At 70.0% G+C, this 16,551-nt stretch carries 14 protein-coding genes; all 14 read left to right on the plus strand.

Annotation, left to right across the window (positions count from 1 at the left end; genetic code table 11):
- On the plus strand, positions 1 to 1,862 hold a 1,862-nt coding region (locus EF387_RS18460; RefSeq protein WP_238431588.1), incomplete at its 5' end, for a peptidoglycan D,D-transpeptidase FtsI family protein.
- 279 nt (positions 1,863 to 2,141) lie between these two features.
- Positions 2,142 to 3,662, plus strand: coding sequence for a UDP-N-acetylmuramoyl-L-alanyl-D-glutamate--2,6-diaminopimelate ligase (locus EF387_RS18465; RefSeq protein WP_128377972.1), 1,521 nt, complete (start codon positions 2,142 to 2,144; stop codon positions 3,660 to 3,662).
- A gap of 4 nt (positions 3,663 to 3,666) precedes the next feature.
- Positions 3,667 to 5,082 carry a UDP-N-acetylmuramoyl-tripeptide--D-alanyl-D-alanine ligase gene (locus EF387_RS18470; RefSeq protein WP_128377674.1) on the plus strand — a complete coding sequence of 472 codons (1,416 nt, stop codon included), beginning with the start codon at positions 3,667 to 3,669 and terminating at the stop codon, positions 5,080 to 5,082.
- 6 nt (positions 5,083 to 5,088) lie between these two features.
- Entirely contained in the window at positions 5,089 to 6,162 is a 1,074-nt protein-coding gene (gene mraY / locus EF387_RS18475) for a phospho-N-acetylmuramoyl-pentapeptide-transferase (protein WP_128377675.1), read from the plus strand.
- Positions 6,144 to 7,586 carry a UDP-N-acetylmuramoyl-L-alanine--D-glutamate ligase gene (gene murD, locus EF387_RS18480; protein ID WP_128377676.1) on the plus strand — a complete coding sequence of 481 codons (1,443 nt, stop codon included), beginning with the start codon at positions 6,144 to 6,146 and terminating at the stop codon, positions 7,584 to 7,586. Before mraY ends, murD begins: the two co-directional genes overlap by 19 nt.
- Positions 7,587 to 7,773: 187 nt before the next feature.
- Positions 7,774 to 9,129: a putative lipid II flippase FtsW gene (ftsW, locus tag EF387_RS18485; protein ID WP_128377677.1), complete on the plus strand. Its 1,356-nt coding sequence runs from the start codon at positions 7,774 to 7,776 to the stop codon at positions 9,127 to 9,129.
- Between the two features lie 6 nt (positions 9,130 to 9,135).
- Entirely contained in the window at positions 9,136 to 10,230 is a 1,095-nt protein-coding gene (murG, locus tag EF387_RS18490) for an undecaprenyldiphospho-muramoylpentapeptide beta-N-acetylglucosaminyltransferase (protein ID WP_128377678.1), read from the plus strand.
- A gap of 85 nt (positions 10,231 to 10,315) precedes the next feature.
- Entirely contained in the window at positions 10,316 to 11,104 is a 789-nt protein-coding gene (locus EF387_RS18495) for a cell division protein FtsQ/DivIB (RefSeq protein ID WP_128377679.1), read from the plus strand.
- A gap of 276 nt (positions 11,105 to 11,380) precedes the next feature.
- Positions 11,381 to 12,574 carry a cell division protein FtsZ gene (gene ftsZ / locus EF387_RS18500; protein ID WP_128377680.1) on the plus strand — a complete coding sequence of 398 codons (1,194 nt, stop codon included), beginning with the start codon at positions 11,381 to 11,383 and terminating at the stop codon, positions 12,572 to 12,574.
- Positions 12,575 to 12,590: 16 nt separating this feature from the next.
- A complete protein-coding gene (gene pgeF, locus EF387_RS18505) occupies positions 12,591 to 13,328 on the plus strand; it encodes a peptidoglycan editing factor PgeF (protein ID WP_128377681.1) in 738 nt (245 codons plus the stop codon).
- Positions 13,329 to 13,333: 5 nt separating this feature from the next.
- On the plus strand, positions 13,334 to 14,053 hold the full coding sequence (locus tag EF387_RS18510) for a YggS family pyridoxal phosphate-dependent enzyme (RefSeq protein WP_128377682.1): 720 nt from the start codon (positions 13,334 to 13,336) through the stop codon (positions 14,051 to 14,053).
- A 130-nt stretch (positions 14,054 to 14,183) separates the two neighbouring features.
- Entirely contained in the window at positions 14,184 to 14,825 is a 642-nt protein-coding gene (locus EF387_RS18515) for a cell division protein SepF (protein ID WP_128377683.1), read from the plus strand.
- 50 nt (positions 14,826 to 14,875) lie between these two features.
- A complete protein-coding gene (locus EF387_RS18520) occupies positions 14,876 to 15,160 on the plus strand; it encodes a YggT family protein (RefSeq protein WP_128377684.1) in 285 nt (94 codons plus the stop codon).
- 55 nt (positions 15,161 to 15,215) lie between these two features.
- Entirely contained in the window at positions 15,216 to 16,484 is a 1,269-nt protein-coding gene (locus EF387_RS18525; RefSeq protein WP_128377685.1) for a DivIVA domain-containing protein, read from the plus strand.
- The last annotated feature ends 67 nt before the right edge of the window (positions 16,485 to 16,551 follow it).

A 16,551-nucleotide genomic window follows, 5' to 3' on the forward strand; every position in this document is an offset into this window, starting at 1 on the left:
GCCCCGCCCGGCGCCCCACCGCGCCCCGCCCCGCCGCGCCGCGCCCGCTGCGCCTCGGCAGCCCCCGTCCCCGGCTGCGCATGGTCGGCCTGGCGCTCACCCTGGTGCTGCTCGCGTTCGTGGTACGGCTGCTGCAGGTACAGGCCGTGGACGCCGACACCTATGCCGCCAAGGCCCAGCAGAACCGCTATCTGACCCACACCCTGGCCGCCGAGCGCGGCGGCATCACCGACCGCAACGGCGTGGAACTCGCGACCAGCGTGGACGCGTACGACATCACGGCCGACCCCACGATGTTCACGAGGAAGGCGCTCGAGGTCGGCGACGGACCCGAACAGGCCGCGGCGCTGCTCGGCCCCATCCTCGGCCAGGACACCGCCGAGCTGACCAGGAAGCTGAAGACCCGGGACACCCAGTACGTGCTGCTGGCCCGGCGGCAGACCCCCCAGGTCTGGAAGCAGATCAAGGACCTGAAGAGCACCCTCGCCGACAAGGCGCAAGCGGACCCCGACACCGCCAACGTCCTCGCGGGCGTCTTCCAGGAACCCACCAGCAAGCGCGTCTACCCGGGCGGCGACCTCGCCGCCGCGCTGCTGGGCTGGGTCAACGCCGACGGCAAGGGCGGCGGCGGCCTCGAGGCGCAGCTGAACGAGGAACTGACCGGCAAGGACGGCAAGATCCGGTACGCCCAGTCCGGCGGACGCCAGGTGCCCACCGCCGGCTCCACCGAGACCCCCGCCGTACCGGGGGAGGAGGTCGAGCTCACCCTCGACCGGGACATCCAGTGGGCCGCGCAGAACGCCATCACCGACCAGGTGAAGAAGTCCAAGGCGGACCGCGGGTACGTGATCGTGCAGGACACGAGGACCGGCGAGGTCCTCGCCATGGCCAACGCACCCGGCTTCGACCCCAACGACCTGTCGACGGCCGACGCGGACGCCCTGCGCAACGCGGCCGTCGAGGACGCCTACGAGCCCGGCTCCACCGCCAAGGTCATGTCGATGGCCGCCGTCCTGGAGGAGAACGCGGCGACGCCCGCCACGCACGTCACCGTGCCCAACCGGCTGCAGCGCGGCGACCGGCTCTTCAAGGACGACATCGAACACCCGACCTGGTACCTGACCCTCAACGGTGTCCTCGCCAAATCCAGCAACATCGGCACCATCCTGGCCACCGGCCAGCTGGGCGAGACCCAGCCGCAGGCCAACCGGGTCCTCCACTCGTACCTGCGCAAGTTCGGCATCGGCAGGCCCACCGGACTCGGCCTCCCGGGGGAGACCTCCGGCATCCTCGCGGCCCCCGACAAGTGGTCCACCTCACAGCAGTACACGATCCCCTTCGGACAGGGCGTGTCGATCAACGCCATGCAGGCGGCCTCCGTCTACTCGACGATCGCCAACGGCGGCGTACGTGTCGAACCCACACTGGTGCGCGGCACCAAGGGACCCGACGGACGTTTCACACCCGCACCCAAGCCCGGGAAGACCAGGGTCGTCAGCGAGAAGACGGCGAAGACCCTCGCGCAGATGTTGGAGTCCGTCGTGGACGACCAGGAGGGCACCGGCACCAAGGCCCGTATCCCCGGCTACCGGGTCGCGGGCAAGACGGGTACGGCCAACCGCGTGGATCCGGCCACCGGCAAGTACCGCGGTTACACGTCCTCGTTCGCGGGGTTCGCCCCGGCGGACAACCCGCGGATCACCGTCTACTGCGCGATCCAGAACGCCACCAAGGGCAGCTACTTCGGCGGTCAGATCTGCGGACCCGTGTACAAGCAGGTGATGGAGTTCGCCCTGAAGACGCTTCAAGTACCACCGACCGGTGCCAAGCCCGCCCGGCTGCCCGTCACCTTCACCCCCTGAGCCGGGAACCAGCCACGAACAGCCGGGGAAGCAGTCCGGGAACCCACCGGAAACCCCGGGGAGCAGTCCGGAAACCCACCAGGTACAGCCAACGACGCCCTCAGGAACCAGCTCGTGACAACGAATACCCCCGACCCCGGGAACCACGGCACGCAACCCGCCCCGCCCGCGCCGGACAGCGCTCCGCGCGGGCGACCGTTTAGCTCCGGCGGGGGTGCGCCCGGTACGCTCACCGCCGTGCCACACGCTGATCAGTCCCCCACCCCCCAGAAGGCTCCTGTGACGTTCCCGGGACCGCCACGGCCGGTCCGGGTCTCCGCAACACCCCTCGCGGAGCTCGCCGATCAGCTGGGTGCCGCCGAGCCGGAGGGAACCGCCGAGGTCACGGGCATCACCCATGACTCACGCGCGGTGCGCCCAGGCGACCTGTACGCCGCGCTGCCCGGCGCCCGTCTGCATGGAGCCGACTTCGTGACCCAGGCGGCCGGCCTCGGCGCCGCCGCCGTGCTCACCGACCCGACGGGCGCCGAACGCGCCGCGGCCACCGGACTGCCGGTCCTCGTCGTGGACGACCCGCGGGGGCGGATGGGCGAGCTGGCGGCCACGATCTACGGACACCCCGGACGCGATCTCCTCCAGATCGGCATCACCGGTACCTCCGGCAAGACCACCACCGCCTATCTCGTCGAGGGCGGTCTGAAGACCTTCCGCAGCACCGGGCTGATCGGCACGGTCGAGATGCGCATCGGCGACGAACGCATCAAGTCCGAGCGCACCACCCCCGAAGCCACCGATCTGCAGGCCCTGTTCGCGGTCATGCGTGAGCGCGGGGTGGACGCCGTGGCGATGGAGGTGTCCAGTCACGCCCTGGTCCTCGGCCGGGTCGACGGCTGTGTCTTCGACATCGCCGTCTTCACCAACCTCAGCCCGGAACACATGGAGTTCCACTCCGACATGGAGGACTACTTCCGGGCCAAGGCGCAGCTGTTCACGCCGAAACGCAGCCGGCAGGGCGTGGTCAACTTCGACGACGAGTACGGGCGCAGGCTCGTCGAGGAAGCCACCGTCCCCGTGGTGACGTTCTCCGCGGAGGGCCACCCGGACGCCGACTGGCGGGCCGAGGACGTCCAGGTGGGACCCCTGGACTCGGCGTTCACCGTCGTCGGCCCGAAGGGCGAGCGGATCACGGCGAAGTCGCCCCTCGCCGGTCCCTTCAACGTCGCCAACACGCTCGCCGCGATCGTCGCCCTCGCCACCGCCGGACTCGACCCGCAGCACGCCGCCGACGGCGTAGCCGCCGTACCGGGCGTCCCGGGCCGGCTGGAGCGTGTGGACGCCGGCCAGCCGTATCTCGCGGTCGTCGACTACGCGCACAAGACCGACGCGGTGGAATCCGTCCTGCGGGCCCTGCGCAAGGTCACCGAGGGCAGGCTGCACGTCGTGCTCGGCTGCGGCGGCGACCGTGACAGGACCAAGCGGATGCCGATGGGCGCGGCCGTGGCACGGCTCGCCGACACCGCCGTACTGACCTCCGACAACCCCCGCTCCGAGGATCCGCTCGCGATCCTCGCCACCATGCTCGCGGGCGCGGCCGAGGTGCCGGCGCACGAGCGCGGCGAGGTACAGGTCTTCGAGGACCGGGCCGCCGCCATCGCCGCCGCCGTGGCCCGTGCCCGGCCCGGTGACACGGTGCTGGTCGCGGGCAAGGGCCACGAGCAGGGCCAGGACATCGCCGGCGTGATTCGTCCCTTCGACGACCGCCAGGTGCTTCGCGAAGCTATCCAGCAGACCCAGGGATGAACTTGTGATCGCCCTCTCTCTCGCCGAGATCGCAGCTGTCGTCGGCGGGCAGACGCACGACATACCGGATCCGGAGTCCGTACATGTCACCGGACCTGTCGTCCGGGATTCCCGTGAGGTGGAACCGGGGTGCCTCTTCGTCGCCTTCGTGGGCGAGCGCGTGGACGGCCACGACTTCGCCGCGGCCGTTGTCGAGGCGGGTGCGGCAGCCGTGCTGGCGTCCCGCCCCGTCGGTGTGCCCGCCGTCGTCGTGGACGACGTCCAGCGGGCCCTGGGGGCACTGGCACGCCATGTCGTGGCGCGGCTCGGCACGACCCTCATCGCCCTCACCGGCTCCGCGGGCAAGACCAGCACCAAGGACCTGATCGCGCAGGTGCTGCGGCGCAAGGCGCCGACGGTCTTCACCCCCGGTTCGCTGAACAACGAGATCGGGCTGCCGCTGACGGCGCTCAGTGCCACCGAGGAGACGAAATTCCTCGTCCTGGAGATGGGCGCCCGGGGCATCGGCCACATCCGCTACCTCACGGACCTGACGCCCCCGAAGGTCGGCCTGGTGCTCAACGTCGGCACCGCCCACATCGGCGAGTTCGGCGGCCGCGAGCAGATCGCCCAGGCGAAGGGCGAACTGGTCGAGGGCCTCCCCGAGGACGGCGCGGCGATCCTCAACGCCGACGATCCGCTCGTCCGCGCCATGGCCTCGCGGACCAAGGCCCGGGTGATCCTCTTCGGTGAGTCCGGCGAAGCGGACGTACGCGCCGAGAACGTACGTCTCACAGAGGGCGGACAGCCCGCCTTCACGCTTCACACACCCTCCGGGTGCAGTGACGTGACCATGCGCCTGTACGGTGAGCACCACGTGTCGAACGCGCTCGCCGCGGCCGCCGTCGCCCATGAGCTGGGCATGTCCGCAGACGAGATCGCCGTCGCGCTCTCCGAGGCGGGCTCCCTCTCCCGCTGGCGGATGGAGGTCACCGAGCGCCCGGACGGCGTGACGATCGTCAACGACGCCTACAACGCGAACCCCGAGTCCATGCGGGCCGCCCTCAGGGCGCTGGCGGCCATGGGCAAAGCCGCACAGGCACGAGGGGGCCGCACGTGGGCGGTGCTCGGCAAGATGGCCGAGCTCGGGGACGAGGCGCTCGCCGAGCACGACGCGGTCGGACGGCTCGCCGTCCGGCTCAACGTCAGCAAGCTCGTCGCGGTCGGGGACAGGGAAGCGTCCTGGCTGCAACTGGGCGCATATAACGAGGGTTCGTGGGGTGAGGAGTCGGTGCACGTGTCCGACGCACAGGCGGCGATCGACCTGTTGCGCAGCGAGTTGCGCCCGGGCGACGTCGTGCTCGTGAAGGCGTCCAGGTCGGTCGGACTTGAAGGAGTGGCGCAGGCGCTCCTCGAGAGCGGCGCCGAGGGTGAGGTCTGACGCCCGATGATGAAGCAGATCCTGTTCGCAGGAGTCATTGGCCTCTTCCTGACCCTCGTCGGCACCCCGCTGCTGATCAAGCTGCTGGCCCGCAAGGGCTACGGCCAGTACATCCGCGACGACGGCCCGCGCGAGCACCACCACAAGCGCGGTACGCCGACCATGGGTGGCATCGCCTTCATCCTCGCCACGGTCGCCGCCTATTTCCTGTCCAAGCTGATCACGGGCTACACACCGACCTTCTCGGGTCTGCTGGTGCTCGGGCTGATGGCGGGCATGGGCCTGGTCGGCTTCCTGGACGACTACATCAAGATCGTCAAGCGGCGTTCGCTGGGTCTGCGGGCCAAGGCGAAGATGGCCGGACAGCTGATCGTCGGTGTCGCCTTCGCGGTCCTCGCCCTGCAGTTCGAGGACGCCCGGGGCCAGACACCGGCCTCCACGAGGCTCTCCTTCGTGCAGGACTTCGGCTGGACCATCGGCCCCGTGCTGTTCGTGATCTGGGCGCTGTTCATGATCCTGGCGATGTCGAACGGCGTGAACCTGACCGACGGCCTGGACGGCCTCGCCACCGGTGCCTCCGTGCTGGTCTTCGGCGCGTACACCTTCATCGGCGTCTGGCAGTTCCAGGAGTCCTGCGCCAACACGGAGACGCTGACCAACCCGTCCGCCTGTTACGAGGTGCGAGATCCGCTGGATCTCGCCATCGTCGCCTCCGCGCTCATGGGCGCCTGTCTCGGCTTCCTGTGGTGGAACACCTCACCGGCGAAGATCTTCATGGGTGACACCGGTTCGCTGGCCCTCGGCGGCGCGCTCGCCGGCCTCGCGATCTGCTCCCGCACGGAGCTGCTGCTCGCCCTCCTCGGCGGTCTGTTCGTCCTGATCACCATGTCGGTCGTCATCCAGGTCGGCTCCTTCCGCCTCACCGGCAAGCGCGTCTTCCGCATGGCACCGCTCCAGCACCACTTCGAGCTCAAGGGCTGGTCGGAGGTGCTCGTGGTGGTCCGCTTCTGGATCATTCAGGGCATCTGTGTGATCGTCGGACTTGGCATCTTCTACGCGGGATGGGCGGCCGACAAGTGACCGACTGGCAGGGGAGCGACTGGGCGGGCAGGCACGTCACCGTCGCCGGGCTCGGCGTCTCGGGCCTCCCGGCGGCCAAGGTGCTGCACGGCCTCGGCGCCGTCGTCACGGTCGTCAACGACGGCGACGACGACCGCGCCCGGGCACAGGCCGAGGAACTCCAGGCGCTCGGGGTCACCGTGCGTATTGGCGACGGCGCGACCCTGCCCGAGGGCACCGAACTGATCGTGACCGCTCCCGGCTGGCGGCCGGACAAGCCGTTGTTCGCGGCGGCGGAGGCGGCCGGCGTGCCGGTCTGGGGCGACGTGGAACTCGCCTGGCGGCTCAGGGGGCCCGACGCCCCGCCCTGGCTCGCCGTCACCGGCACCAACGGCAAGACCACCACCGTGCAGATGCTCGCCTCGATCCTGAAGGCGGCCGGGCTGCGCACGGCGGCCGTCGGCAACATCGGCGTCTCACTGCTCGATGCCGTGCTCGGCGACGAGACCTACGACGTCCTGGCCGTCGAGTTGTCGAGCTACCAGCTCCACTGGGCTCCCTCGCTGCGCGCCCACTCGGCGGCCGTGCTCAACCTCGCCCCCGACCACCTCGACTGGCACGGCTCCATGGAGGCCTACGCCACCGACAAGGGCCGTATCTACGAGGGCAATCGCATCGCCTGCGTCTACAACACGGCCGACAAGGCCACCGAGGACCTGGTGCGCGAGGCGGACGTCGAGGAGGGCTGCCGGGCCATCGGCTTCACGCTCGGCACGCCCGGACCCTCCCAACTCGGCGTCGTCGACGGCATCCTGGTCGACCGCGCGTTCGTGGAGAACCGGCAGAAGAACGCCCAGGAACTCGCCCACGTCTCCGACGTCAACCCGCCCGCGCCGCACAACATCGCCAACGCACTGGCCGCGGCCGCGCTGGCCCGCGCCTACGGGGTGCCCGCACAGGCCGTACGGGACGGCCTCAGGGCCTTCACCCCCGACGCCCACCGGATCGCACACGTCGCCGACATCGACCAGGTCGCGTACGTCGACGACTCCAAGGCCACCAACACCCATGCCGCGGAGGCCTCCTTGGCGGCGTATCCGTCGATCGTGTGGATCGCGGGCGGGCTCGCCAAGGGGGCGACCTTCGACGAACTGGTCGCCAAGTCGGCAAAGCGACTTCGCGGGGCGGTGCTGATCGGCGCGGACCGCGCGCTGATCCGCGAGGCGCTCGCGCGACACGCGCCCGAGGTACCCGTGGTGGACCTCGAGCGGACCGACACTGGGGCGATGCTCGCGGCTGTCCGGGAGGCCGCGCGGATCGCTCGCGCGGGCGACACGGTGCTGCTGGCGCCCGCCTGTGCCTCCATGGACATGTTCGTCAACTACAACCAGCGCGGGGACGCGTTCGCGGATGCCGTTCGTGAGCTCGGCTCCGCAAGCGCCTGACGGCGGGGCCGAGCCGGTCCGGGCGCGCCCGGGACCCTGTGGGAGGGACGCGTGACGCCATCGTGGTCGGTGCTTCGGGGACGGCTGCCCGCGGGCCGCACGGCGCCGGCCCGGCCCTCCACCGAGCCCGCACGGGCCGGCGCGGCGGTCACCCCGGATCGCACCCGCGCGGTGGACAGGGGCGCTGATGGCCAGTAGCCGTACCGGCCGTCCCCCGGCTCCGCGCGCCTCCGGACGGTCCGCCACGCCCCGCACGCCGGGCGAGAACCCGGTGCGGCGGCTGGTCCTGCGGGCCCGGCGTGCCTGGGACCGGCCGCTGACCGCTTACTACCTGATCCTCGGCGGCAGTGTGCTGATCACCGTGCTCGGACTGGTGATGGTGTACTCGGCGTCGCAGATCAAGGCCCTGCAACTGTCGCTGCCGGGGTCGTACTTCTTTCGCAAACAGTTCCTGGCCGCCGTTCTCGGGGCCGTGCTGCTGCTGATCGCCTCGCGGATGCCGTCCAAGCTGCACCGGGCGCTGGCCTATCCGATACTCGCGGGATCCGTGTTTCTCATGGTGCTGGTGCAGGTGCCGGGGATAGGGATGTCCGTCAACGGCAACCAGAACTGGATCTCCATCGTCGGCCCCTTCCAGCTCCAGCCCAGTGAGTTCGGCAAGCTGGCGCTCGTCCTGTGGGGCGCGGACCTGCTCGCCCGCAAGCAGGACAAGCGGCTGCTGACCCAGTGGAAGCACATGCTGGTGCCGCTGGTTCCGGCGGCGTTCCTGCTGCTCGGGCTGATCATGCTCGGCGGCGACATGGGAACGGCGATCATCCTGACCGCCATCCTGTTCGGCCTGCTGTGGCTGGCGGGGGCGCCCACCCGGCTCTTCGTCGGGGTGCTGGCCGTGGCCGCGCTGATCGGCGCACTGCTGATCAAGACCAGCTCCAACCGCATGGCCCGGCTCGCCTGCATCGGCGCCACCGACCCCGGCCCGAACGACCAGTGCTGGCAGGCCGTGCACGGCATCTACGCCCTGGCCTCCGGCGGACTCTTCGGTTCCGGTCTCGGTGCCAGTGTGGAAAAATGGGGCCAACTCCCGGAAGCACACACCGACTTCATCTTCGCCGTCACTGGTGAGGAACTGGGCCTCGCGGGGACGCTGTCGGTGCTGGCCCTGTTCGCGGCCCTAGGCTATGCGGGTATCCGCGTGGCCGGACGCACGGAGGACCCCTTCGTGAGGTATGCCGCGGGAGGCGTGACCACCTGGATCACCGCTCAGGCGGTGATCAACATCGGTGCGGTGCTCGGTCTGCTGCCGATCGCCGGTGTCCCGCTCCCGCTGTTCTCCTACGGGGGCTCCGCCCTGCTGCCGACCATGTTCGCCATCGGGTTGCTGATCGCCTTCGCGCGCGAGGACCCCGCTGCGCGGGCCGCGCTTGCGATGCGGCAACCTCGCTTTGGTAGAAAGCGGGCTGGAGGCTCCGGGAGAAACCGGAGTCCTCGGAGCTGGAACACGATGCGACGGCGCGCACCCGCGCGTTCGTCCGGAGAGCGGTGAATTTCGGTGCATGTCGTACTCGCCGGTGGGGGAACCGCCGGCCACATCGAGCCCGCGCTCGCCCTCGCGGACGCCCTGCGCAGGCAGGACCCGACAGTGGGCATCACGGCCCTGGGCACGGAGCGCGGCCTTGAGACACGTCTCGTACCCGAGCGTGGCTACGAACTCGCGCTGATCCCCGCCGTTCCCCTGCCGCGCAAGCCCACCCCCGAGCTGATCACCGTCCCCGGACGGCTGCGCGGCACGATCAAGGCGGCCGAGCAGATCCTGGAGCGCACCAAGGCGGACGCCGTCGTCGGCTTCGGCGGCTACGTCGCCCTGCCCGGCTACCTCGCGGCCAAGCGGCTCGGTGTCCCGATCGTCGTCCACGAGGCCAACGCCCGGCCGGGCCTGGCCAACAAGATCGGTTCGCGGTACGCAGCCCAGGTCGCCGTCTCCACGCCCGACAGCAAGCTGCGCGACGCCCGTTACATCGGCATCCCGCTGCGCCGCTCCATCGCCACCCTCGACCGTGCGGCGATGCGCCCCCAGGCCCGCGCCGCCTTCGGCCTCGACCCCAACCTGCCCACGCTGCTGGTCTCCGGCGGCTCGCAGGGCGCCCGGCGGCTCAACGAGGTGATCCAGCAGGTCGCCCCGCTGCTCCAGCAGTCCGGCATCCAGATCCTGCACGCGGTCGGCCCGAAGAACGAACTGCCGCAGGTGCAGCAGATGCCGGGCATGCCCCCGTACCTGCCGGTACCGTATCTGGACCGGATGGACCTCGCGTACGCCGCCGCCGACATGATGCTCTGCCGCGCGGGCGCGATGACCGTCGCGGAGCTTTCCGCCGTGGGACTGCCGGCGGCCTACGTCCCGCTGCCCATCGGCAACGGCGAGCAACGGCTGAACGCCCAGCCGGTGGTCAAGGCGGGCGGCGGACTGCTGGTCGACGACGCGGAACTGACGCCGCAGTGGGTGCAGTCCCAGGTGGTGCCCGTGCTCACCAATCCGCACCGGCTGTACGAGATGTCCCGCGCCGCAAGCGAGTTCGGCCGCCGGGACGCCGACGACCTGCTTGTCGGCATGGTGTACGAGGCGATCGCCTCGCGCCACCGTCGTTAGCACGTCGGCGAGTGAGCCTCAGGGGCCGCCTGGACACCGGCACAAGCGCCCCGGAGGCGAACCGAGCCTGAAATGGGAGGGCAGCGTGGCCGGACCGACGACCGCCGAGCGCGGTGAACGGCAGCAACTCGATTCCGGCCCGCCCCGGCCGCCCCGTATCGGGTGGCCACCCCTCTCCCGAACTCGTGTGATTGTCATCCTGGTTGGCCTCACGCTGCTGGCCGGGGGCACCCTGTGGACGCTCTACGGCTCGCAGTGGCTGCGGGTGGAGCGTGTGACCGTCTCCGGCACGGACGTGCTCACGCCCGCCCAGGTGCGGGAGGCCGCCGACGTGCCGATCGGATCGCCCCTGATTTCCATCGACACCGATGCGATTGCGGACCGACTCCGGCGAAAATTGCCCCGGATTGACTCGATTGATGTCACCCGTTCCTGGCCTGATGGAATCGACCTGAAAGTGACGGAGCGCAAGCCGGTCCTGGTTGTGGAAAAGGGGGGCGAATTCGTCGAAGTGGATGACGAGGGCGTGCGATTCGCGACCGTCAGGACCGCGCCGAAGGGTGTTCCCACGCTGGAAATCACCCGGGGCCCCGCAGCCAGTCTGCGCCGCTTCGGGACCGAGCGGCTGGCCCGGGAGGCGGTGCGCGTCGTGGCCGTCGCTCCAGCCGCCGTGGGGCGCGACCTACGGACCGTCAAAGTCCGCTCGTACGACTCCATCTCGCTGGAGTTGAGCGGGGGACGGACCGTGGACTGGGGCAGCAGCGAGAAGAGCCGCGCGAAGGCGGCGACACTCAAGGCTCTCATGAAAGCCTCCCCCGGCGCGCGGCACTTCGACGTGAGCGTCCCCACCGCCCCCGCGTCATCGGGAAGTTGACGGGTATCCGCGCAGGCCAGCACCCTGGTTGGGCACCGCTATGGCTGATCACATAGGGTGAAAAGAAAAACGGGAGGTTCGGCGTGTTCGTTGAACGTGCGCCACTTGTCGACTTAGTGTCCTGTTCCGAAGAGTCCAAGGAACAGACACACTGGTAACCCTAAACTTCAGGGTTAGGGTTCGGGTCGGCGTTCGGAACCGTCCCATTCGGCATCAGTCGTCGGATCGCTCCCATGCGAGGCGGCGACACGTAACTCGAGGCGAGAGGCCTTCGACGTGGCAGCACCGCAGAACTACCTCGCAGTCATCAAAGTCATCGGTGTCGGCGGCGGTGGTGTCAATGCCATCAACCGGATGATCGAGGTCGGTCTCAAGGGCGTCGAGTTCATCGCCATCAACACCGACGCGCAAGCTCTGTTGATGAGCGACGCCGACGTCAAGCTCGACGTCGGCCGTGAACTCACCCGCGGACTCGGCGCCGGAGCCAACCCGGCCGTCGGCCGCAAGGCCGCCGAGGACCACCGCGAGGAGATCGAGGAGGTCCTCAAGGGGGCCGACATGGTCTTCGTGACGGCCGGTGAGGGCGGCGGCACCGGAACCGGCGGCGCGCCCGTCGTGGCCAACATCGCGCGTTCGCTCGGCGCCCTCACCATCGGCGTGGTCACCCGCCCGTTCACCTTCGAGGGACGGCGCCGCGCCAACCAGGCCGAGGACGGCATCGCCGAACTCCGCGAGGAGGTCGACACCCTCATCGTCATCCCGAACGACCGGCTGCTGTCCATCTCGGACCGCCAGGTCAGCGTCCTCGACGCCTTCAAGTCCGCCGACCAGGTGCTGCTCTCGGGTGTCCAGGGCATCACCGACCTGATCACCACGCCCGGCCTGATCAACCTCGACTTCGCCGACGTCAAGTCCGTGATGTCCGAGGCCGGTTCGGCCCTCATGGGCATCGGCTCGGCCCGCGGCGACGACCGCGCGGTGGCCGCCGCCGAGATGGCGATCTCCTCCCCGCTCCTCGAGGCCTCCATCGACGGCGCCCGGGGCGTCCTGCTGTCCATCTCCGGCGGCTCGGACCTCGGCCTGTTCGAGATCAACGAGGCCGCCCAGCTGGTGAGCGAGGCCGCGCACCCCGAGGCCAACATCATCTTCGGCGCGGTCATCGACGACGCCCTCGGCGACGAGGTCCGGGTCACCGTGATCGCGGCCGGCTTCGACGGCGGCCAGCCGCCCGCCAAGCGGGACAACGTGCTCGGCTCGTCCTCGGCCCGGCGCGAGGAGCCGACTCCGGCCCGTCCCGCCGAGCGCCCCTCCTTCGGCTCGCTGGGCAGCGTGACCCCGAAGGAGGCGCCGGAGCCGGCGCCCGCCCCCGAACCGGTGAACGAGATCCCGGTCGCGCCGCCGGTGCCGCCGTCGCGTTCCTACTCCGACAGCGCGGCCGAAGAGCTTGACGTCCCGGACTTCCTCAAGTGATCCCGGGCCTCCTGAAGTGATAGGGCAGCACTACACGACGGGTACCGCAGGCGGCGCGCACTTCGCCTTCACCGACCGGTGGGGCGGGGTGAGCGCCGCTCCGTACGAGGAGCTCAACCTGGGGGGCGCGGTCGGTGACGACGCGGACACCGTCCGCACCAACCGCGAACTTGCCGCCAAGTCGCTGGGACTCGACCCGGCCCGGGTGGTCTGGATGAACCAGGTGCACGGCCGTGACGTCGCCGAGGTCGACGGGCCGTGCGGGGAGGGTCCGGCGGCCGAGGTCGACGGAATCGTCACCGCGCGGCGTGGACTCGCGCTCGCCGTGCTCACCGCAGACTGCGTCCCCGTCCTGCTCGCCGACCCCGTCGCCGGGGTGGTGGCGGCGGCCCACGCGGGCCGGCCGGGCATGGTCGCCGGGGTGGTACCCGCCGCCGTCGAGGCGATGGCCCGGCTGGGCGCCGACCCCGCCCGGATCGTCGCCCGCACCGGGCCCGCCGTCTGCGGACGCTGCTACGAGGTCCCCGAGGCCATGCGCACCGCGGTCGCCGCTGTGGAGCCCGCGGCGTTCGCCGAGACCGGCTGGGGAACTCCCGCCGTCGACGTGGCCGCCGGGGTGCATGCGCAACTGGAGCGGCTCGGGGTGCGCGACCGGGAGCGGTCACAGGTGTGCACCATGGAGTCGGAGGACCACTTCTCCTACCGCCGGGAGGGCACCACCGGGCGGCTCGCGGGATATGTGTGGCTGGACTGATCGGAATGACGGAGCGCAGGGAACAACTCACCCGGAATCTGGCGGGTGTTGAGGAGCGCATCGCGGCGGCGTGCTTGGCGGCGGGCCGCAAGCGCGATGAGGTGACGCTGATCGTGGTCACCAAGACCTATCCCGCGAGCGACGTGCGGATCCTCTCCGAGCTCGGGGTGCGGCACGTCGCCGAGAACCGGGACCAGGACGCGGCACCCAAGGCTGCCGAATGTTCGGATTTGCCCATCAGTTGGCATTTTGTCGGTCAACTGCAGACCAACAAGGTTCGATCCGTGGTCGGTTATGCGGATGTGGTGCAATCCGTCGACCGTGCCCGGCTTGTCACCTCCTTGTCGAAAGAGGCCGTGCGGGCCGGGCGGGAGATCGGCTGTCTGATCCAGGTCGCGCTGGACGCGGAGGAGAGCGGCCGGGGGGAGCGCGGTGGCGTGGCGCCCGGCGGGATCGAGGAGTTGGGTGAACTCGTGGCCGGGGCTCCCGGGCTGCGGCTCGACGGACTGATGACCGTGGCGCCGCTCGCCGGGGAGTACGCGGGACGGCAACGGGCGGCCTTCGAGCGGTTGATGGATTTGTCGACCGACCTGCGCCGTGCTCATCCGGCTGCCAACATGGTCTCCGCAGGGATGAGTGCGGACCTCGAGGAGGCCGTGGCGGCAGGGGCGACACATGTACGCGTCGGCAGCGCGGTACTCGGAGTCCGGCCCAGGCTCGGGTAACGTCGCCAGGAAGTCGGACCACAGCAGAAAATATGGTCATTCCCGCTGATCGCGGGCATAACGGCCTCGTGGATGGCGGACACTTGGGAAGTCGTCAGCCGATTCACCACAGAGCGGAGGACTCAGAGCAATGGCCGGCGCGATGCGCAAGATGGCGGTCTACCTCGGCCTCGTGGAGGACGATGGTTACGACGGCCGGGGTTTCGATCCCGACGACGACTTCGAGCCCGAGCTGGACCCGGAGCCCGAGCACGACCGGCGGCGGCACGAGCCGTCGCACCAGTCGCACAGTCCCCACCAACCTCAAAGGGATGAATCGGTACGAGTGGTGCAACCGCCCGCACAGCGCGAGCCGGTGGCCCATTCCGCCCCGCTTCCCCTCGAATCCGGCCGCCCGGCGCGCATCGCTCCCGTGGCATCCATCACACAAGAACGTCAGTCCCTCGAGAAGAACGCACCGGTGATCATGCCCAAGGTCGTGTCCGAGCGAGAGCCGTACCGGATCACCACGCTCCACCCTCGGACCTACAACGAGGCCCGTACCATCGGGGAACACTTCCGTGAAGGCACCCCGGTGATCATGAACCTCACGGAGATGGACGACACCGACGCGAAGCGACTTGTCGACTTTGCCGCCGGTCTCGTCTTCGGCCTGCACGGAAGTATCGAGAGGGTGACGCAGAAGGTGTTCCTGTTGTCGCCTGCTAACGTCGATGTCACGGCGGAGGACAAGGCCCGCATCGCAGAGGGCGGGTTCTTCAACCAGAGCTGAGATGTACCACCGGAAATCGGGCACGGAACGGGGAGAGGGAAGCACGGATCATGGGCGTGGTCTTGGATGTCATCTATATCGCGCTGATGTGTTTCCTCATCGTGCTGATCTTCCGGCTGGTGATGGACTACGTCTTCCAGTTCGCCCGCTCATGGCAGCCCGGCAAGGCCATGGTGGTAGTTCTGGAGGCCACCTACACTGTCACCGATCCACCGCTCAAGCTTCTGCGGCGGTTCATTCCGCCGTTGCGTCTCGGGGGCGTGGCGCTCGACCTGTCCTTCTTCGTACTGATGATCATCGTCTACATCCTGATCTCCGTCGTGAGCCGGCTGTGAACGATACGGTCTTGCCGAACGCCGACGATGCCGACGACTACGTTGAGGTGAAGAGATGCCGTTGACCCCCGAGGACGTGCGGAACAAGCAGTTCACGACCGTCCGCCTCCGAGAAGGCTATGACGAGGACGAGGTCGATGCCTTCCTCGACGAGGTCGAAGCCGAACTGACCCGCCTGCTCCGCGAGAACGAGGACCTGCGCGCCAAACTGGCCGCGGCGACGAGGGCCGCCGCGCAGAACCAGCAACAGGGCATGCGCAAGCCTCCCGAGCCCCAGGATCAACAGCAGCAGGGCATGCCGCAACAGGGCATGCCCCAGCAGGGCATGCCCCAGCAGGGCATGCGCGGTCCGGGCGGTCCGGTACCCGCCGGCATATCGGGCCCGCCGCAGCAGCAGATGGGTGGCCCCATGGGTGGCCCGCCCCAGCTGCCGAGCGGTGCTCCCGCGCTGCCCGCCGGCCCCGGCGGTCAGGGTGGTCCGCAGGGTCCCGGCCCGATGGGTCAGGGTCCGATGGGGCAGGGCCCCATGCAGGGGCAGGGTCCTATGCAGGGGCAGGGTCCGATGCAGGGCCAGGGTCCGATGCAGGGACAGGGCCCCATGCAGGGACAGATGGGCCAGGGTCCGGGTCCGATGCAGGGGCAGATGCAGCCGCAGATGGGTGGCCCGATGGGCGGTCCCATGGGTGGCCCGATGGGCGGCCCCATGGGCGGTCCCGGTCAGGGTCCCGGCGGCGACAGCGCCGCGCGCGTGCTCTCGCTGGCCCAGCAGACCGCCGACCAGGCGATCGCCGAGGCGCGTTCCGAGGCCAACAAGATCGTGGGCGAGGCGCGCAGCCGCGCCGAGGGTCTGGAGCGTGACGCCCGTGCCAAGGCCGACGCCCTGGAGCGGGACGCGCAGGAGAAGCACCGCGTCGCGATGGGTTCGCTGGAATCCGCCCGCGCCACGCTGGAGCGCAAGGTCGAGGACCTGCGCGGCTTCGAGCGCGAGTACCGCACGCGTCTGAAGTCGTACCTCGAGTCCCAGCTGCGTCAGTTGGAGACCCAGGCGGACGACTCGCTGGCTCCGCCGCGCACCCCCGCGGCCCCGTCGCTGCCGCCGTCCCCGGCGCCTTCGATGGCACCGGCCGGTGCGAGCGCCCCGTCGTACGGCGGCAACCAGTCCATGGGTGGCCCGCCCCCGTCCGCGCCCTCCTATGGCGGCCAGCAGCAGATGTCGCCGGCCATGACCCAGCCGATGGCTCCCGTCCGTCCGCAGGGTCCCTCCCCGATGGGCCAGGCGCCGTCGCCGATGCGTGGCTTCCTCATCGACGAGGACGACAACTGACGGGCTCTAATACGCCGTAGGCGTCGGCAGCGTTCAGGGCGAGGCCCCCGGATTTTCCGGGGGCCTC

Source organism: Streptomyces cavernae (genome assembly GCF_004023625.1).
GTDB classification, from domain to species: Bacteria; Actinomycetota; Actinomycetes; order Streptomycetales; family Streptomycetaceae; genus Streptomyces; species Streptomyces cavernae.

Bases quoted from the DNA above. Each gene is read 5' to 3' on its own strand.
- mraY (WP_128377675.1), top strand. From the start codon at position 5,089: ATGATGAAGCAGATCCTGTTCGCAGGAGTCATTGGCCTCTTCCTGACC.
- murD (WP_128377676.1), top strand. From the start codon at position 6,144: ATGGGCGGCCGACAAGTGACCGACTGGCAGGGGAGCGACTGGGCGGGC.
- ftsW (WP_128377677.1), top strand. From the start codon at position 7,774: ATGGCCAGTAGCCGTACCGGCCGTCCCCCGGCTCCGCGCGCCTCCGGA.
- EF387_RS18510 (WP_128377682.1), top strand. From the start codon at position 13,334: ATGACGGAGCGCAGGGAACAACTCACCCGGAATCTGGCGGGTGTTGAG.
- EF387_RS18515 (WP_128377683.1), top strand. From the start codon at position 14,184: ATGGCCGGCGCGATGCGCAAGATGGCGGTCTACCTCGGCCTCGTGGAG.
- EF387_RS18520 (WP_128377684.1), top strand. From the start codon at position 14,876: ATGGGCGTGGTCTTGGATGTCATCTATATCGCGCTGATGTGTTTCCTC.
- EF387_RS18525 (WP_128377685.1), top strand. From the start codon at position 15,216: ATGCCGTTGACCCCCGAGGACGTGCGGAACAAGCAGTTCACGACCGTC.